This is a genomic window from Streptococcus sp. KCJ4932, from assembly GCF_004352745.1.
GTDB lineage: Bacteria > Bacillota > Bacilli > Lactobacillales > Streptococcaceae > Streptococcus > Streptococcus ruminicola.
Genome location: NZ_SJWW01000016.1, coordinates 1 through 15,652, shown reverse-complemented (window position 1 = coordinate 15,652; position 15,652 = coordinate 1). Strand labels below are relative to the sequence as shown.

Genomic DNA, 15,652 nt, shown 5'->3' with positions numbered 1-15,652 from the left:
AATCGAAAAAAAGGGAGCAAAATCCTTGCAAACCACTGTTAAATCTGATATTATATACTGGTGCTGTTAATACAGTAACTTTAGCTATGATACAAGAGGTTGCGACACGCTCGGTTGCATTGCCACGCAAAGACGTGTTGGTTTTCTTGAGGAGCTAGCCTATTATCTTAAATAGACGAAAAGGAGAAAAAGATGGCAAACAAAAAAATCCGTATCCGTTTGAAAGCATACGAACATCGTACACTTGACACAGCGGCAGAAAAAATTGTTGAAACTGCAACACGTACAGGTGCTTCAGTAGCTGGACCAGTTCCACTTCCAACTGAACGTAGCTTGTACACAATTATTCGTGCGACTCACAAATACAAAGATTCTCGCGAACAATTTGAAATGCGTACTCACAAACGCTTGATCGATATCATCAACCCAACTCAAAAAACAGTTGACGCTTTGATGAAATTGGATCTTCCAAGTGGTGTTAACGTAGAAATCAAACTTTAATAAGGATTTGATTCTTGAGCACAAAAAACGCTCGTTAAAAACTTTTTTGAGCATAAAAAACGCTCATTAAAAACTTTTTAAATAAATAAAGTAAAGGAAATATTTTCTCATGACAAAAGGAATCTTAGGGAAAAAAGTGGGAATGACTCAAATCTTCACTGAATCTGGTGAATTCATCCCTGTTACTGTCATCGAAGCAACTCCAAACGTTGTGCTTCAAGTGAAAACTGTTGAAACAGACGGTTATGAAGCTGTTCAAGTTGGTTTTGACGACAAACGTGAAGTATTGAGCAACAAACCTGCCAAAGGCCATGTAGCAAAAGCTAACACAGCTCCTAAGCGCTTCATTCGTGAATTCAAAAACATTGAAGGCTTGGAAGTTGGTCAAGAAATCACAGTTGATACATTCGAAGCTGGAGATGTTGTTGATGTAACTGGTACATCTAAAGGTAAAGGTTTCCAAGGTGTTATCAAACGCCATGGTCAAGCTCGTGGACCAATGGCTCACGGTTCTCGTTATCACCGTCGTCCAGGTTCTATGGGACCTGTTGCGCCTAACCGTGTTTTCAAAAACAAACACTTGGCAGGACGTATGGGTGGTAACCGTGTGACAATCCAAAACCTTGAAGTTGTCCAAGTTATCCCAGAGAAAAACGTTATCCTTATCAAAGGTAACGTACCAGGTGCTAAGAAATCTCTTATCACTATCAAATCAGCAGTTAAGGCTGCTAAATAATAAGAAAGGAGAAAACAGTTAAAATGGCAAACGTAAAACTATTTGACCAAACTGGTAAAGAAGTTAGCTCAGTTGAATTGAACGATGCTATCTTCGGTATCGAACCAAACGAATCAGTAGTGTTTGATGTTGTTATCAGCCAACGCGCTAGCCTTCGCCAAGGTACTCACGCAGTTAAAAACCGCTCAGCAGTATCTGGTGGTGGTCGTAAACCATGGCGTCAAAAAGGAACTGGACGCGCTCGTCAAGGTTCTATCCGCTCACCACAATGGCGTGGTGGTGGTGTAGTCTTCGGACCAACTCCACGTTCATACGGATACAAACTTCCACAAAAAGTTCGTCGCCTTGCATTGAAATCAGTTTACTCAGCTAAAGTTGCTGAAGAAAAATTTGTAGCTGTAGAAAGCCTTTCATTTGCAGCTCCAAAAACTGCTGAATTCGCAAACGTACTTTCAGCTCTTAACGTTGACTCAAAAGTACTTGTAATCCTTGAAGAAGGTAATGAATTTGCAGCACTTTCTGCACGTAACCTTCCAAACGTTAAAGTTGCAACTGCAACAACTGCAAGTGTTCTTGATATCGTAAACAGCGACAAACTTCTTGTTACTAAAGAAGCAATCTCTACAATCGAGGAGGTTCTTGCATAATGAATTTGTACGACGTAATCAAAAAACCAGTTATCACTGAAAAATCAATGTACGACCTCGAAGCAGGTAAATATACATTTGAAGTTGACTCTCGTGCGCACAAACTTTTGATCAAACAAGCTGTTGAAGCTGCTTTTGATGGAGTTAAAGTTGCAAACGTGAACACTGTAACAGTTAAACCAAAAGCTAAACGTGTTGGTCGTTACACTGGTTTCACTTCAAAAACTAAAAAAGCTATCATCACTCTTACAGCTGATTCTAAAGCAATCGAGTTGTTTGCAGCTGAAGCTGAATAATCTAAGGAGGAAATAACGTGGGTATTAAAGCTTATAAACCAACGACAAATGGTCGTCGTAATATGACTTCTTTGGATTTTGCTGAAATCACTACAAGCACTCCTGAGAAATCATTGCTTGTTTCACTTAAAAACAAAGCTGGTCGTAACAACAACGGTCGCATCACTGTTCGTCACCAAGGTGGCGGTCACAAACGTCACTACCGTTTGATCGACTTCAAACGTAACAAAGATGGCGTTGAAGCAGTTGTTAAAACTATCGAGTACGATCCAAACCGTACAGCAAACATCGCTCTTGTACACTACACTGATGGTGTGAAAGCTTACATCCTTGCACCTAAAGGTCTTGAAGTTGGTCAACGTATCGTTTCAGGTCCAGATGCAGATATCAAAGTTGGTAACGCACTTCCACTTGCTAACATCCCTGTTGGTACAGTTATTCACAACATCGAACTTCAACCAGGTAAAGGTGCTGAATTGATCCGTGCTGCTGGTGCATCTGCACAAGTTCTTGGTCAAGAAGGTAAATACGTTCTTGTTCGTCTTCAATCAGGCGAAGTTCGTATGATTCTTGGAACTTGCCGTGCTACAATCGGTACAGTTGGTAACGAACAACAAGTCCTTGTTAACCTTGGTAAAGCTGGTCGCAGCCGTTGGATGGGTGTCCGTCCTACAGTTCGTGGTTCTGTAATGAACCCTAATGATCACCCACACGGTGGTGGTGAAGGTAAAGCACCAGTTGGACGTAAAGCGCCATCTACTCCTTGGGGTAAACCTGCGCTTGGTCTTAAAACTCGTAACAAAAAAGCTCAATCAGACAAACTTATTATTCGTCGTCGTAACGACAAATAATTTATTAGTCGCTTAAGCTTATTAATCATCCGCCAGCTCGGTAGTGTGCATTTATGCACACAGGCCGCTGTGGTACTATAATTTAAAGGAGAAAACTACAAAATGGGACGTAGTCTTAAAAAAGGACCTTTCGTCGATGAGCATTTGATGAAAAAAGTTGAAGCTCAAGCAAACGACGAAAAGAAAAAAGTAATTAAAACTTGGTCACGTCGTTCAACGATTTTCCCAAGTTTCATCGGATATACAATCGCAGTTTATGATGGACGTAAACACGTACCAGTTTACATTCAAGAAGACATGGTAGGTCACAAACTTGGTGAATTCGCACCAACTCGTACTTACAAAGGTCACGCTGCTGACGATAAGAAAACACGTTAATAAGAGGAGGACACAATGGCAGAAATTACTTCAGCTAAAGCAATGGCTCGTACAGTCCGTGTTTCACCTCGTAAAACACGTCTTGTACTTGATCTTATCCGTGGTAAGAACGTTGCTGACGCAATCGCAATCTTGAAATTCACTCCAAACAAAGCAGCTCGTGTAGTTGAGAAAGTTCTTAACTCTGCTATCGCTAACGCAGAAAACAACTTTGGTTTGGAAAAAGCTAACTTGGTAGTATCTGAAACTTTCGCAAACGAAGGACCAACAATGAAACGTTTCCGTCCACGTGCTAAAGGTTCAGCTTCACCAATCAACAAACGCACAACTCACGTAACAGTAGTTGTGTCAGAAAAATAAGGAGGTAAAATCGTGGGTCAAAAAGTACATCCAATTGGTATGCGTGTCGGAATCATCCGTGATTGGGATGCGAAATGGTATGCTGAAAAAGAATACGCGGATTACCTTCATGAAGATCTTGCAATCCGCAAATTCATCCAAACAGAATTGGCAGACGCTTCAGTTTCACGTATTGAAATTGAACGTGCTGTAAACAAAGTAATTGTTTCACTTCACACTGCTAAACCAGGTATGGTTATCGGTAAAGGTGGAGCTAACGTTGACGCTCTTCGCGTTAAACTTAACAAATTGACAGGAAAACAAGTTCACATCAACATCGTTGAAATCAAACAACCTGATTTGGACGCTCACCTTGTTGGTGAAAACATTGCACGTCAACTTGAACAACGTGTTGCTTTCCGTCGTGCTCAAAAACAAGCTATCCAACGTACAATGCGTGCAGGTGCTAAAGGTATTAAAACTCAAGTATCTGGTCGTTTGAACGGTGCTGATATCGCTCGTGCTGAAGGTTACTCAGAAGGAACTGTTCCACTTCACACACTTCGTGCAGATATCGACTACGCTTGGGAAGAAGCTGACACTACTTACGGTAAACTTGGTGTTAAAGTTTGGATCTACCGTGGTGAAGTTCTTCCAGCTCGTAAAAACACTAAAGGAGGCAAATAACAAATGTTAGTACCTAAACGTGTTAAACACCGTCGCGAATTCCGTGGAAAAATGCGCGGTGAAGCTAAAGGTGGTAAAGAAGTCGCATTCGGTGAATACGGTCTTCAAGCTACTACTAGCCACTGGATCACAAACCGTCAAATCGAAGCTGCCCGTATTGCAATGACTCGTTACATGAAACGTGGTGGTAAAGTTTGGATTAAAATCTTCCCACACAAATCATACACTGCTAAAGCTATCGGTGTACGTATGGGTTCTGGTAAAGGGGCACCTGAAGGTTGGGTAGCACCAGTTAAACGTGGTAAAGTTATGTTCGAAATCGCTGGTGTACCTGAAGAAGTTGCACGTGAAGCACTTCGTCTTGCTAGCCACAAATTGCCAGTTAAGACTAAATTCGTGAAACGTGAAGCAGAATAAGGAGAAATCATGAAACTTCAAGAAATTAAAGATTTTGTTAAAGAGCTTCGTGGTCTTTCTCAAGAAGAACTTGCTAAGAAAGAAAACGAACTTAAGAAAGAACTTTTTGATCTTCGTTTCCAAGCTGCAGCAGGTCAACTTGATCAAACTGCTCGTTTGAACGAAGTTAAAAAACAAATTGCACGTGTTAAAACAGTGCAATCTGAAAAGAAATAATAGATTGGGAAAGGAGAAATTCTAATAATGGAACGTAATCAACGTAAAACCCTTGTTGGACGCGTAGTATCTGACAAAATGGATAAAACAATCACTGTTGTAGTTGAAACTAAACGTAACCACCCAGTCTATGGTAAACGTATCAACTATTCTAAAAAATACAAAGCACATGATGAAAACAACGTTGCTAAAGAAGGCGATATCGTTCGTATCATGGAAACTCGTCCACTTTCAGCTACAAAACGCTTCCGTCTTGTAGAAGTTGTGGAAGAAGCTGTTATTATCTAATCAAACTAAAAGGAGAAATTTGAAATGATTCAACAAGAAACTCGCTTGAAAGTTGCTGATAATAGCGGTGCTCGTGAGATCTTGACTATCAAAGTTCTTGGTGGTTCAGGACGTAAATTCGCTAACATCGGTGACGTAATCGTTGCTTCTGTAAAACAAGCTACTCCTGGTGGAGCTGTTAAAAAAGGTGATGTCGTAAAAGCTGTAGTTGTTCGTACTAAAACTGGTGCACGCCGTCCAGACGGTTCATACATCAAATTTGACGACAACGCTGCTGTAATCATCCGTGATGACAAAACTCCTCGCGGAACTCGTATCTTCGGCCCTGTTGCACGTGAATTGCGTGAAGGTGGCTTCATGAAGATCGTTTCACTTGCACCAGAAGTACTTTAATTCATAAACACAAACTAAGTCCCCTGCTTTTGCAGGGTGCCCATTAGGGCGTAAGAAATAATAGGAGAAAAACCAAATGTTTGTAAAAAAAGGCGATAAAGTTCGCGTTATTGCTGGTAAGGACAAAGGCGTTGAAGCTGTAGTTCTTAAAGCCCTTCCTAAAGTCAACAAAGTTGTTGTTGAAGGTGTTGCTATTGTTAAAAAACATCAAAAACCAAACAACGTAAACCCTCAAGGTGCTATCGTGGAAAAAGAAGCACCAATCCATGTGTCTAACGTTCAAGTTCTTGACAAAAATGGTGTTGCAGGACGTGTTGGTTACAAAGTTGTAGACGGCAAAAAAGTTCGTTACAACAAAAAATCAGGCGAAGTGCTTGATTAATCACGAAGGAAAGGAGAAAGTATATAATGGCAAATCGCTTAAAAGAAAAATACACTAACGAAGTTGTTTCTGCTTTGACTGAAAAATTCAACTATTCTTCAGTTATGGCTGTCCCAAAAGTTGAGAAAATCGTTCTTAACATGGGTGTTGGTGATGCTGTAAATAACGCTAAAAACCTTGAAAAAGCTGCTGCTGAATTGGCACTTATTTCAGGTCAAAAACCATTGATTACTAAAGCTAAGAAATCAATCGCTGGCTTCCGTCTTCGTGAAGGTGTAGCGATCGGTGCAAAAGTTACCCTTCGTGGTGAACGTATGTACGAATTCTTAGATAAATTGGTAACAGTTTCACTTCCACGTGTTCGTGACTTCCACGGTGTTCCAACAAAATCATTTGACGGACGTGGTAACTACACACTTGGTGTGAAAGAACAATTGATCTTCCCAGAAATCAACTTTGATGACGTTGATAAAGTACGTGGTCTCGATATCGTTATCGTAACTACTGCTAACACTGACGAAGAAGGTCGTGAATTGCTTAAAGGCCTTGGAATGCCTTTTGCAAAATAATTTAGGAGGTAAATCAATTGGCTAAAAAATCTATGATTGCTAAGAATCATCGCCCTGCGAAATTCTCTACGCAAGCTTACACTCGTTGCGAACGTTGTGGCCGTCCACACTCAGTTTACCGCAAATTCAAACTTTGCCGTGTTTGCTTCCGTGAGTTAGCTTACAAAGGACAAATCCCAGGCGTTACCAAAGCTTCTTGGTAAGTCGATGATATAAGAAACCTGACTGGACAAGCCATTTAGTAAATTGTTATTCAATTTTCTATTTGGCGTGGTTCATGATGGGATTCAAGTAATAAACTTGAATTTAATTAAGCCTTCGGGCGACATTAACTAGCAAGTGAACAATTCAAACTACTAGTAAGAGGAGAATATATAAATGGTTATGACTGACCCAATTGCAGACTTTTTGACACGCATTCGTAACGCTAACCAAGCAAAACACGAAGTGCTTGAAGTACCTGCATCAAACATCAAAAAAGGTATTGCTGAAATCCTTAAACGCGAAGGTTTCGTGAAAAACGTTGAAGTTATCGAAGATGACAAACAAGGTATCATCCGCGTATTCCTTAAATACGGACAAAACGGTGAACGTGTTATCACTAACTTGAAACGTATCTCAAAACCAGGTCTTCGTGTTTACGCAAAACGTGAAGATGTTCCTAAAGTTCTTAACGGACTTGGAATTGCAATCATCTCTACATCAGAAGGTCTTTTGACTGACAAAGAAGCTCGTCAAAAGAACGTTGGTGGAGAAGTTATTGCTTACGTTTGGTAAGAAGTTTTTCATCTCTCTATTTTTGGAGAGGGAATCTTACTTAACCATCTAATGGACTATTAAGCACAATTTTGTGTATTAGTCGCCCCGTGAAAACTCGTCGCTTTATGCGGCCTGACAATTTAACAGGAGAAAAATAAAACTATGTCACGTATTGGTAATAAAGTTATCAACTTGCCTGCTGGTGTAGAAGTTACTAACAACAACAATGTAGTAACTGTTAAAGGACCTAAAGGCGAACTCACTCGTGAGTTTAACAAAAACATTGAAATCAAAGTTGAAGGAACTGAAGTTTCACTTCACCGTCCAAACGACTCAAAAGAAATGAAAACAATCCATGGTACAGCTCGTGCTAACTTGAACAACATGGTACTTGGCGTTTCTGAAGGTTTCAAAAAAGAACTTGAAATGCGCGGGGTTGGTTACCGTGCTCAACTTCAAGGTTCAAAACTTGTACTTTCTGTAGGTAAATCTCACCAAGACGAAGTAGAAGCTCCAGAAGGAATTTCATTTGAAGTACCATCTGCAACTTCAATCATCGTTAACGGTATCAGCAAAGAAGTTGTTGGTCAAACAGCTGCTTACATCCGTAGCCTTCGTGCTCCAGAACCTTACAAAGGTAAAGGTATCCGTTACGTTGGTGAATACGTACGTCGTAAAGAAGGTAAAACAGGTAAATAATAGTTTATGGGATGTCTTGCGAGATTTTTTCTCGCAGAACTCATATGCTAACATTTATAAAAACAATGTCGTTTTGACATTAATCAATTAATTAAGAGGTGAAAATTGTGATTTCGAAACCAGATAAAAACAAAATCCGCCAAAAACGCCACCGTCGCGTTCGCGGTAAACTCTCTGGAACTGCTGATCGCCCACGTTTGAACGTTTTCCGTTCTAATACAGGCATCTACGCTCAAGTTATTGATGACGTAGCGGGTGTAACGCTCGCAAGTGCATCAACTCTTGATAAAGAAGTTTCTAAAGGAACTAAAACAGAACAAGCCGTTGTTGTCGGTAAACTTGTTGCTGAACGCGCAGTAGCTAAAGGTATTTCTGAAGTGGTGTTTGACCGCGGTGGATATCTCTATCACGGACGTGTTAAAGCTTTGGCTGACTCAGCTCGTGAAAACGGATTGAAATTCTAATAGGGAGGACACTAAATAATGGCATTTAAAGATAATGCAGTTGAACTTGAAGAACGCGTTGTTGCGATCAACCGTGTTACAAAAGTTGTTAAAGGTGGACGTCGTCTTCGTTTTGCAGCTCTTGTAGTTGTTGGTGACCGTAATGGTCGTGTTGGTTTCGGTACTGGTAAAGCTCAAGAAGTACCAGAAGCTATTCGTAAAGCTGTTGAAGACGCTAAGAAAAACTTGATCGAAGTACCTATGGTTGGTACAACAATTCCTCACGAAGTTCGTTCAGAATTTGGTGGAGCTAAAGTATTGTTGAAACCTGCTGTAGAAGGTGCTGGGGTCGCTGCTGGTGGTGCTGTTCGTGCCGTCATCGAATTGGCCGGTGTTGCAGATGTTACATCTAAATCACTTGGTTCAAACACTCCAATCAACATTGTTCGCGCAACTGTTGAAGGTTTGAAACAACTTAAACGTGCAGAAGACGTTGCTGCTCTTCGCGGTGTTTCAGTTTCTGATTTAGCATAAGAAAGGGGATAATAATGGCTCAAATTAAAATTACTTTGACTAAGTCTCCAATCGGACGCATTCCTGCACAACGTAAAACAGTTGCTGCTCTTGGACTTGGTAAATTACATAGCTCAGTTGTCAAAGAAGACACTCCAGCTATCCGTGGAATGGTTACTTCAGTTTCACACTTGGTAACTGTTGAAGATGTTAAATAATTAACATTAAATAAATTTTAGGTTTAAGTCGCAAGGGATTCTCTTGCGACTTAAACTAGATATAGTATAGGCGAGTTTCTATGGGGAGTCCTTTCCCCTCATAGAGGCGCTAGCATTTTACAAAAAAGGAGAAATTAATAATGAAACTTCATGAACTTAAACCTGCTGAAGGTTCTCGTAAAGTACGTAACCGTGTAGGTCGTGGTACATCATCTGGTAACGGTAAAACTGCAGGACGCGGTCAAAAAGGTCAAAAAGCTCGTAGCGGTGGTAAAGTACGTCTTGGTTTTGAAGGTGGACAAACTCCATTGTTCCGTCGTATGCCAAAACGTGGTTTCTTGAACGTTAACGCTAAAGAATACGCTCTTGTAAACCTTGACCAACTTAACGTTTTCGAAGATGGTACAGAAGTAACTCCAGTTGTTCTTAAAGAAGCTGGAATCATTCGTGCTGAAAAATCAGGCGTTAAAGTTCTTGGTAACGGCGAATTGACTAAAAAATTGACTGTTAAAGCAGCTAAATTCTCAAAATCTGCTGAAGCAGCTATCACTGCAAAAGGTGGTTCAATCGAAGTCATCTAATTAAGGAGGACTCGGTATGTTCTTTAAATTACTTAAAGATGCACTTAAGGTAAAAAATGTTAGAAATAAAATTTTCTTTACACTTTTTATCATCTTTGTTTTCCGCGTTGGAACACATATTACTGTGCCAGGTATCAACGCTAAGAGTCTTGATCAATTAGGTGAACTTCCCTTTCTAAACATGTTGAACCTTGTCTCTGGTAATGCTATGAGCAACTTCTCTGTATTCTCAATGGGTGTTAGCCCGTATATCACAGCATCTATCATTGTTCAACTGTTACAAATGGATATTTTGCCTAAGTTTGTTGAGTGGAGTAAACAAGGTGAAGTTGGACGTCGTAAGTTAAATCAGGCGACTCGCTACATTTCACTTGTCTTAGCCTTCATTCAATCTATCGGGATTACAGCAGGATTTAATACTTTATCAAGTATCTCATTGGTTTCTACACCGAATGTGAAAACTTATATCCTGATTGGTGCCTTGCTCACAACAGGTAGTATGATTGTGACATGGCTTGGTGAACAAATCACCGACAAAGGTTTCGGAAATGGTGTTTCAATGATTATCTTTGCGGGTATCATTTCATCAATTCCAAATGCTATTTCAACAATCTACGAAGATTTCTTTGTTAACGTTCGTTCAAGTGATTTAATATCTTCATACATCTTTGTAGCTTTGTTAATCGTAGCAGTATTGGCAATTGTGTTCTTTACAACCTTTGTCCAACAAGCAGAATACAAAATTCCAATCCAATATACAAAACTTGTTCAAGGTGCACCAACAAGTTCTTATCTTCCTTTAAAAATTAATCCGGCTGGCGTCATTCCCGTTATCTTTGCCAGCTCGATTACAACGATTCCAAGTACGATTATTCCGTTGATTTCAAATGGACATGATATTCCTTGGCTTACTACTCTAGAATCATATTTGAATTACCAAACACCAATCGGAATGGTAATTTATGCAGTTCTAATTATTTTATTCTCATTCTTCTATACTTTTGTGCAAGTTAACCCTGAAAAAACTGCAGAAAACTTGCAAAAAGGTGCGTCATATATTCCTAGTGTTCGACCTGGACGCGAAACAGAAGAATACCTTTCTTCACTATTGAAGAAATTAGCAACTGTAGGTTCAATTTTCTTGGCGTTCATTTCATTGACACCAATTATTGCTCAACAAGCAATGAACCTATCTAGCAGTATTGCCCTTGGAGGAACAAGTCTTCTTATCTTGATTTCAACAGGCATTGAAGGAATGAAACAACTTGAAGGTTATCTCTTGAAGAGACAGTATGTTGGTTTCATGAACACAGCAGAATAGAATATAGGTTGACCTAGTCAACCTTTCTATTTTGTTTTTGAATAAGTTTAGCACTTCGGTGTTAAATTTATTTAAAAATAAAATAAGGAGAGTATCATGAATCTTTTAATCATGGGTTTACCAGGGGCTGGTAAAGGAACTCAAGCAGCAAAAATCGTTGAAGAATTCGGCGTTGCTCACATTTCTACCGGAGATATGTTCCGTGCTGCAATGGCAAACAAAACTGAAATGGGTGTTCTTGCTAAATCATTCATCGACAAAGGTGAACTTGTACCAGATGAAGTTACTAACGGTATTGTTAAAGAACGTTTGGCACAAGATGACATTGCTGAAAAAGGTTTCTTGCTTGATGGTTACCCACGTACTATTGAACAAGCACACGCTTTGGATGAAACACTTAAAAATTTGGATCTTAAATTGGACGGTGTTATTAATATTGACGTTAATCCAGACAGCTTGATTGAACGTTTATCAGGACGTTTCATTTGTCGTTCTTGTGGAGCTACATATCACAAAGTATTCAATCCAACAAAAGTTGAAGGAACTTGTGATGCATGTGGTGGACACGACTTCTACCAACGTGAAGATGACAAACCAGAAACTGTAAAACGTCGTCTTGATGTTAACATCGCTCAAGGTGCACCAATCATCGAACACTATCGTAAAGCTGGTATTGTTTTCGATATCCAAGGTAACCAAGACATCAATGATGTATTTGCTGATATTGAAAAAGCAATCTCATCATTAAAATAATTTAAGAGTTTCTACTTGCACAAGTAGAAGAGTCGTGATATAATAGGCTAGTCTGGCTTATAATTGTTACCTCTGTGCTCAGAGGACATCAAATCGAAATTTAGGGGGGTACTTTTGCGTGGCAAAAGAAGATGTGATTGAAATTGAAGGTAAAGTTGTTGAGACGATGCCTAACGCTATGTTTACTGTTGAATTAGAAAATGGACACCAAATCTTGGCAACTGTATCAGGAAAAATCCGTAAAAACTACATTCGTATTTTGGTAGGTGACCGTGTTACTGTTGAAATGAGTCCTTACGATTTAACACGTGGACGTATCACATACCGCTTTAAATAATCGAAATAATTGGAGGGATTAAAAAATGAAGGTAAGACCATCAGTCAAACCAATTTGCGAATACTGTAAAGTTATTCGTCGTAACGGTCGTGTTATGGTAATTTGTCCATCAAATCCAAAACACAAACAACGTCAAGGATAATATAGAAAGGAGAAAAAATGGCTCGTATTGCTGGAGTTGATATTCCAAATGAAAAACGTGTAGTAATTTCACTTACTTATGTATATGGTATCGGTCTTGCAACTTCTAAGAAAATCTTAGCAGCTGCTGGTATTTCTGAAGACATCCGTGTTAAAGATTTAACATCAGACCAAGAAGATGCTATCCGTCGTGAAGTTGATGCAATTAAAGTTGAAGGTGACCTTCGTCGTGAAGTGAACATGAACATCAAACGCTTGATGGAAATTGGTTCATACCGTGGTATCCGTCACCGTCGTGGACTTCCTGTCCGTGGTCAAAACACTAAAAATAACGCTCGCACTCGTAAAGGTAAAGCTGTTGCGATTGCAGGTAAGAAAAAATAAAATAGGAGGTAAAAAAATTGGCTAAACCAACACGTAAACGTCGTGTGAAAAAGAACATCGAATCTGGTGTTGCTCATATTCACGCTACATTCAATAACACTATTGTTATGATTACAGATGTGCATGGTAATGCAATTGCTTGGTCATCAGCTGGTGCTCTTGGATTCAAAGGTTCTCGTAAATCTACTCCATTCGCTGCACAAATGGCTGCTGAAGCTGCTGCTAAATCTGCACAAGAACATGGTCTTAAAACTGTTGAAGTTACTGTAAAAGGTCCTGGTTCAGGTCGTGAGTCTGCTATTCGTGCTCTTGCTGCTGCTGGTCTTGAAGTGACTTCAATCCGTGACGTTACTCCTGTGCCACACAATGGTGCTCGTCCTCCAAAACGTCGTCGTGTGTAATCATAATTGTTAATAGTACACAAGATTCGTTTCGAGGGAGTATAATAAATGATTGAGTTTGAAAAACCAATAATAACAAAAATTGATGAAAATAAAGATTACGGCAGATTTGTTATCGAACCACTTGAACGTGGATACGGTACAACTCTAGGTAATTCTCTTCGTCGTGTACTCTTGTCTTCACTCCCAGGTGCGGCAGTAACATCAATTAAAATTGATGGAGTACTCCACGAATTTGACACTATTCCAGGTGTACGCGAAGATGTTATGCAAATCATCCTTAACATTAAAGGACTTGCAGTAAAATCTTATGTTGATGATGAAAAAATTATCGAACTTGATGTTGAAGGTCCAGCAGAAGTTACTGCAGGGGATATCTTGACTGATAGTGATGTTGAAATCGTCAACCCAGACCACTATCTCTTTACAATCGCTGAAGGACACAGTTTGAAAGCAACAATGACTGTTGCTAAAAAACGTGGTTACGTTCCAGCCGAAGGTAATAAAAAAGAAGATGCTCCAGTGGGAACATTGGCTGTAGACTCTATCTACACACCAGTGAAAAAAGTTAATTATCAAGTTGAACCTGCTCGTGTAGGTAGCAATGACGGCTTTGATAAATTAACAATCGAAATCATGACAAACGGCACAATCATTCCTGAAGATGCTTTAGGTCTATCAGCACGCGTTTTGATTGAACACTTGAATCTGTTTACTGACCTTACAGAAGTGGCTAAAAACACTGACGTAATGAAAGAAACTGAAAAAGTTAACGATGAAAAAGTGCTTGACCGTACTATCGAAGAACTTGATTTGTCAGTCCGCTCATATAACTGTCTTAAACGTGCAGGTATCAACACTGTATTTGATTTGACAGAAAAAACTGAGCCTGAAATGATGAAAGTCCGTAACCTTGGTCGTAAGAGCCTTGAAGAAGTCAAAGTTAAACTTGCTGATCTTGGACTCGGACTCAAAAACGATAAATAATATAGGAGGATAAAATGGCTTACCGTAAACTAGGACGCACTAGCTCACAACGTAAAGCAATGCTTCGTGATTTGACAACAGATCTTTTGATTAACGAATCTATTGTAACAACTGAAGCTCGTGCTAAAGAAATCCGTAAAACAGTTGAAAAAATGATTACTTTAGGTAAACGTGGTGACCTTCATGCACGTCGTCAAGCTGCTGCTTTCGTACGTAATGAAATTGCATCTGAAAACTTTGATGAAGCTACTGAAAAATACTCTTCACAAACAGCTCTTCAAAAACTTTTCGATGAAATCGCACCTCGCTATGCAGAACGCAACGGTGGATACACTCGTATTCTTAAAACTGAACCTCGCCGTGGTGATGCTGCTCCAATGGCAATCATTGAATTAGTATAATTTTTATCAATTTTGTTGAGTGTTATGATGATGGAACCTTTTGGTTCTTAGTCTAGCTCTGGTCTACCGCTGGGGATTTTTCCCTAGCGGGAACACTCATCATATTGGTGATTGAGTAACGCTTGTTTACGAAATGTCTCTAGATTAGAAACACTTCGTAAGCAGGCGTTTTTCTATTTAAAAACTGAAACTAGCTTCAATTCATGGATAATAGTACCCAATACCATATATTACTCAGCAATAATTCAATGCAATCGAAACAAGAATCTTTTGCATAGACTTTATAATAGCTAGTTTATACCTAAAAATGGCCTCTTTATACGGGAAAGATAGGATTTTTATCAAGGATGTATCAAATGGCGCTTAAAAAGCTCCTGAGACGCTCTGAGGGAGGTTTGGATGAATTTCGCTGTGGGGAAGTAAAAATCCAAGTGAGAAGCCTGTAGAGACCTTATTTGGTATTTTATGGAGAATAATCGAAGTGTCATCGTTTTAACTGGGAAGGAAATTCTAGCGAGCATCGATTTTTTTATTAAAAAAATTGTCGACTAACTAAACTGTTGTTATCAGAAAAAAATATAAAAACGGCTTAGTTATAGTGGTGAAGCTCATAAACTCAGCTTATATGACAGATTTTGTGACATTGTTACAAAAAAATATCAAAAAATCTTAAAAAACATGTTGACAGTATAGATGAAGTTTAGTATACTAAATAAGCTGTTGTTTGAGGCAGCAAACATTTCAAAAGGCTTTGAAAAAAAGTTCAAAAAACTTCTTGACAAAGCTTGCTAGAAATGATAAACTAATATAGCTGTTGTCCGAGAGGACAGCGGTAACAAATTTGAAAAGATCTTGAAAATTTCTTGAAAAAAGATGTTGACAAAGGATTTCAAATTTGATAGAATATAGAAGTTGTCTCTGATGAGACAAAGACCTTTGAAAACTGAACAATACGAACCAAACGTGCGGGTTACGGAAGTAACCTGTCAAAAACGATAAATCTGTCAGTGACAG

The 15,652-nt window shown here is 39.3% G+C and carries 29 protein-coding genes; all 29 read left to right on the top strand.

The genetic code is table 11. The annotated features are described in order from the left end of the window. Positions 1–192 precede the first annotated feature (192 nt). The 29 genes from rpsJ to rplQ all read left to right on the top strand — a co-directional run bounded on the left by rpsJ (position 193) and on the right by rplQ (position 14,638). On the top strand, positions 193–501 hold the full coding sequence (gene rpsJ, locus E0E02_RS07600) for a 30S ribosomal protein S10 (RefSeq protein ID WP_006531319.1): 309 nt from the start codon (positions 193–195) through the stop codon (positions 499–501). 109 nt (positions 502–610) lie between these two features. Continuing rightward, on the top strand, positions 611–1,237 hold the full coding sequence (rplC, locus tag E0E02_RS07595) for a 50S ribosomal protein L3 (protein ID WP_003067226.1): 627 nt from the start codon (positions 611–613) through the stop codon (positions 1,235–1,237). A gap of 23 nt (positions 1,238–1,260) precedes the next feature. Next, entirely contained in the window at positions 1,261–1,884 is a 624-nt protein-coding gene (rplD, locus tag E0E02_RS07590; protein ID WP_003067225.1) for a 50S ribosomal protein L4, read from the top strand. Continuing rightward, the gene (locus E0E02_RS07585; RefSeq protein WP_003062842.1) at positions 1,884–2,180 is read left to right on the top strand and encodes a 50S ribosomal protein L23; all 297 of its coding nucleotides are present in this window, start codon (positions 1,884–1,886) and stop codon (positions 2,178–2,180) included. The genes rplD and E0E02_RS07585 overlap by 1 nt, the downstream gene beginning before the upstream one ends. A 17-nt stretch (positions 2,181–2,197) precedes the next feature. Then, positions 2,198–3,031 carry a 50S ribosomal protein L2 gene (gene rplB, locus E0E02_RS07580; RefSeq protein ID WP_039696045.1) on the top strand — a complete coding sequence of 278 codons (834 nt, stop codon included), beginning with the start codon at positions 2,198–2,200 and terminating at the stop codon, positions 3,029–3,031. Between the two features lie 102 nt (positions 3,032–3,133). Beyond that, the gene (gene rpsS / locus E0E02_RS07575) at positions 3,134–3,409 is read left to right on the top strand and encodes a 30S ribosomal protein S19 (protein WP_020916215.1); all 276 of its coding nucleotides are present in this window, start codon (positions 3,134–3,136) and stop codon (positions 3,407–3,409) included. A 15-nt stretch (positions 3,410–3,424) separates the two neighbouring features. Next, a complete protein-coding gene (rplV, locus tag E0E02_RS07570) occupies positions 3,425–3,769 on the top strand; it encodes a 50S ribosomal protein L22 (RefSeq protein ID WP_003062848.1) in 345 nt (114 codons plus the stop codon). A gap of 12 nt (positions 3,770–3,781) precedes the next feature. Next, on the top strand, positions 3,782–4,435 hold the full coding sequence (rpsC, locus tag E0E02_RS07565; RefSeq protein ID WP_021141408.1) for a 30S ribosomal protein S3: 654 nt from the start codon (positions 3,782–3,784) through the stop codon (positions 4,433–4,435). A gap of 3 nt (positions 4,436–4,438) precedes the next feature. Next, positions 4,439–4,852, top strand: a complete 414-nt coding sequence (gene rplP, locus E0E02_RS07560; RefSeq protein ID WP_003029477.1) for a 50S ribosomal protein L16 — start codon at positions 4,439–4,441, stop codon at positions 4,850–4,852. Between the two features lie 9 nt (positions 4,853–4,861). Continuing rightward, entirely contained in the window at positions 4,862–5,068 is a 207-nt protein-coding gene (rpmC, locus tag E0E02_RS07555) for a 50S ribosomal protein L29 (RefSeq protein ID WP_003062854.1), read from the top strand. Positions 5,069–5,095: 27 nt separating this feature from the next. Continuing rightward, entirely contained in the window at positions 5,096–5,356 is a 261-nt protein-coding gene (rpsQ, locus tag E0E02_RS07550; protein WP_002885836.1) for a 30S ribosomal protein S17, read from the top strand. Between the two features lie 24 nt (positions 5,357–5,380). Next, a complete protein-coding gene (rplN, locus tag E0E02_RS07545; protein WP_020916217.1) occupies positions 5,381–5,749 on the top strand; it encodes a 50S ribosomal protein L14 in 369 nt (122 codons plus the stop codon). A 76-nt stretch (positions 5,750–5,825) separates the two neighbouring features. Continuing rightward, positions 5,826–6,131, top strand: a complete 306-nt coding sequence (rplX, locus tag E0E02_RS07540; protein WP_003067218.1) for a 50S ribosomal protein L24 — start codon at positions 5,826–5,828, stop codon at positions 6,129–6,131. A gap of 26 nt (positions 6,132–6,157) precedes the next feature. Beyond that, positions 6,158–6,700, top strand: coding sequence for a 50S ribosomal protein L5 (gene rplE, locus E0E02_RS07535; protein ID WP_006531327.1), 543 nt, complete (start codon positions 6,158–6,160; stop codon positions 6,698–6,700). 17 nt (positions 6,701–6,717) lie between these two features. Next, the gene (locus E0E02_RS07530) at positions 6,718–6,903 is read left to right on the top strand and encodes a type Z 30S ribosomal protein S14 (RefSeq protein ID WP_003062863.1); all 186 of its coding nucleotides are present in this window, start codon (positions 6,718–6,720) and stop codon (positions 6,901–6,903) included. Between the two features lie 175 nt (positions 6,904–7,078). Further along, on the top strand, positions 7,079–7,477 hold the full coding sequence (gene rpsH, locus E0E02_RS07525) for a 30S ribosomal protein S8 (RefSeq protein WP_006531328.1): 399 nt from the start codon (positions 7,079–7,081) through the stop codon (positions 7,475–7,477). 144 nt (positions 7,478–7,621) lie between these two features. Beyond that, positions 7,622–8,158 carry a 50S ribosomal protein L6 gene (gene rplF, locus E0E02_RS07520; protein ID WP_039696044.1) on the top strand — a complete coding sequence of 179 codons (537 nt, stop codon included), beginning with the start codon at positions 7,622–7,624 and terminating at the stop codon, positions 8,156–8,158. A 107-nt stretch (positions 8,159–8,265) separates the two neighbouring features. Further along, a complete protein-coding gene (gene rplR / locus E0E02_RS07515; RefSeq protein ID WP_003001342.1) occupies positions 8,266–8,622 on the top strand; it encodes a 50S ribosomal protein L18 in 357 nt (118 codons plus the stop codon). Between the two features lie 18 nt (positions 8,623–8,640). Continuing rightward, positions 8,641–9,135, top strand: coding sequence for a 30S ribosomal protein S5 (rpsE, locus tag E0E02_RS07510; RefSeq protein WP_003062871.1), 495 nt, complete (start codon positions 8,641–8,643; stop codon positions 9,133–9,135). Positions 9,136–9,149: 14 nt separating this feature from the next. After that, positions 9,150–9,332 (top strand): 50S ribosomal protein L30, encoded by a 183-nt coding sequence (gene rpmD / locus E0E02_RS07505; RefSeq protein WP_006531331.1) that lies wholly within the window; start codon positions 9,150–9,152, stop codon positions 9,330–9,332. Positions 9,333–9,472: 140 nt separating this feature from the next. Continuing rightward, positions 9,473–9,913, top strand: coding sequence for a 50S ribosomal protein L15 (rplO, locus tag E0E02_RS07500; RefSeq protein ID WP_003062876.1), 441 nt, complete (start codon positions 9,473–9,475; stop codon positions 9,911–9,913). A 16-nt stretch (positions 9,914–9,929) separates the two neighbouring features. Further along, the gene (gene secY, locus E0E02_RS07495) at positions 9,930–11,234 is read left to right on the top strand and encodes a preprotein translocase subunit SecY (RefSeq protein ID WP_039696042.1); all 1,305 of its coding nucleotides are present in this window, start codon (positions 9,930–9,932) and stop codon (positions 11,232–11,234) included. Between the two features lie 96 nt (positions 11,235–11,330). Beyond that, positions 11,331–11,987: an adenylate kinase gene (locus tag E0E02_RS07490; RefSeq protein ID WP_133018266.1), complete on the top strand. Its 657-nt coding sequence runs from the start codon at positions 11,331–11,333 to the stop codon at positions 11,985–11,987. A gap of 118 nt (positions 11,988–12,105) precedes the next feature. Continuing rightward, complete coding sequence (gene infA, locus E0E02_RS07485) at positions 12,106–12,324, top strand: translation initiation factor IF-1 (RefSeq protein WP_001040189.1); 219 nt, start codon at positions 12,106–12,108, stop codon at positions 12,322–12,324. 25 nt (positions 12,325–12,349) lie between these two features. Next, positions 12,350–12,466, top strand: a complete 117-nt coding sequence (gene rpmJ / locus E0E02_RS07480) for a 50S ribosomal protein L36 (protein ID WP_002959355.1) — start codon at positions 12,350–12,352, stop codon at positions 12,464–12,466. 17 nt (positions 12,467–12,483) lie between these two features. Next, positions 12,484–12,849 carry a 30S ribosomal protein S13 gene (rpsM, locus tag E0E02_RS07475; RefSeq protein WP_006531334.1) on the top strand — a complete coding sequence of 122 codons (366 nt, stop codon included), beginning with the start codon at positions 12,484–12,486 and terminating at the stop codon, positions 12,847–12,849. A gap of 17 nt (positions 12,850–12,866) precedes the next feature. Continuing rightward, complete coding sequence (rpsK, locus tag E0E02_RS07470; protein WP_003062885.1) at positions 12,867–13,250, top strand: 30S ribosomal protein S11; 384 nt, start codon at positions 12,867–12,869, stop codon at positions 13,248–13,250. Positions 13,251–13,298: 48 nt separating this feature from the next. After that, a complete protein-coding gene (locus tag E0E02_RS07465; protein WP_009853219.1) occupies positions 13,299–14,237 on the top strand; it encodes a DNA-directed RNA polymerase subunit alpha in 939 nt (312 codons plus the stop codon). Between the two features lie 14 nt (positions 14,238–14,251). Further along, positions 14,252–14,638: a 50S ribosomal protein L17 gene (rplQ, locus tag E0E02_RS07460; RefSeq protein ID WP_003067190.1), complete on the top strand. Its 387-nt coding sequence runs from the start codon at positions 14,252–14,254 to the stop codon at positions 14,636–14,638. Positions 14,639–15,652 lie beyond the last annotated feature (1,014 nt).

Bases quoted from the DNA above. Each gene is read 5' to 3' on its own strand.
- E0E02_RS07585 (WP_003062842.1), top strand. From the start codon at position 1,884: ATGAATTTGTACGACGTAATCAAAAAACCAGTTATCACTGAAAAATCA.
- rpsJ (WP_006531319.1), top strand. From the start codon at position 193: ATGGCAAACAAAAAAATCCGTATCCGTTTGAAAGCATACGAACATCGT.
- rplQ (WP_003067190.1), top strand. From the start codon at position 14,252: ATGGCTTACCGTAAACTAGGACGCACTAGCTCACAACGTAAAGCAATG.
- rplX (WP_003067218.1), top strand. From the start codon at position 5,826: ATGTTTGTAAAAAAAGGCGATAAAGTTCGCGTTATTGCTGGTAAGGAC.
- rplE (WP_006531327.1), top strand. From the start codon at position 6,158: ATGGCAAATCGCTTAAAAGAAAAATACACTAACGAAGTTGTTTCTGCT.
- rplC (WP_003067226.1), top strand. From the start codon at position 611: ATGACAAAAGGAATCTTAGGGAAAAAAGTGGGAATGACTCAAATCTTC.
- rpsE (WP_003062871.1), top strand. From the start codon at position 8,641: ATGGCATTTAAAGATAATGCAGTTGAACTTGAAGAACGCGTTGTTGCG.
- rpmD (WP_006531331.1), top strand. From the start codon at position 9,150: ATGGCTCAAATTAAAATTACTTTGACTAAGTCTCCAATCGGACGCATT.
- rpsH (WP_006531328.1), top strand. From the start codon at position 7,079: ATGGTTATGACTGACCCAATTGCAGACTTTTTGACACGCATTCGTAAC.
- rplP (WP_003029477.1), top strand. From the start codon at position 4,439: ATGTTAGTACCTAAACGTGTTAAACACCGTCGCGAATTCCGTGGAAAA.
- rpmC (WP_003062854.1), top strand. From the start codon at position 4,862: ATGAAACTTCAAGAAATTAAAGATTTTGTTAAAGAGCTTCGTGGTCTT.
- rplV (WP_003062848.1), top strand. From the start codon at position 3,425: ATGGCAGAAATTACTTCAGCTAAAGCAATGGCTCGTACAGTCCGTGTT.
- rplO (WP_003062876.1), top strand. From the start codon at position 9,473: ATGAAACTTCATGAACTTAAACCTGCTGAAGGTTCTCGTAAAGTACGT.
- rpmJ (WP_002959355.1), top strand. From the start codon at position 12,350: ATGAAGGTAAGACCATCAGTCAAACCAATTTGCGAATACTGTAAAGTT.
- E0E02_RS07490 (WP_133018266.1), top strand. From the start codon at position 11,331: ATGAATCTTTTAATCATGGGTTTACCAGGGGCTGGTAAAGGAACTCAA.
- E0E02_RS07465 (WP_009853219.1), top strand. From the start codon at position 13,299: ATGATTGAGTTTGAAAAACCAATAATAACAAAAATTGATGAAAATAAA.
- rplD (WP_003067225.1), top strand. From the start codon at position 1,261: ATGGCAAACGTAAAACTATTTGACCAAACTGGTAAAGAAGTTAGCTCA.
- rpsS (WP_020916215.1), top strand. From the start codon at position 3,134: ATGGGACGTAGTCTTAAAAAAGGACCTTTCGTCGATGAGCATTTGATG.
- secY (WP_039696042.1), top strand. From the start codon at position 9,930: ATGTTCTTTAAATTACTTAAAGATGCACTTAAGGTAAAAAATGTTAGA.
- rpsQ (WP_002885836.1), top strand. From the start codon at position 5,096: ATGGAACGTAATCAACGTAAAACCCTTGTTGGACGCGTAGTATCTGAC.
- rpsM (WP_006531334.1), top strand. From the start codon at position 12,484: ATGGCTCGTATTGCTGGAGTTGATATTCCAAATGAAAAACGTGTAGTA.
- rplF (WP_039696044.1), top strand. From the start codon at position 7,622: ATGTCACGTATTGGTAATAAAGTTATCAACTTGCCTGCTGGTGTAGAA.
- rplN (WP_020916217.1), top strand. From the start codon at position 5,381: ATGATTCAACAAGAAACTCGCTTGAAAGTTGCTGATAATAGCGGTGCT.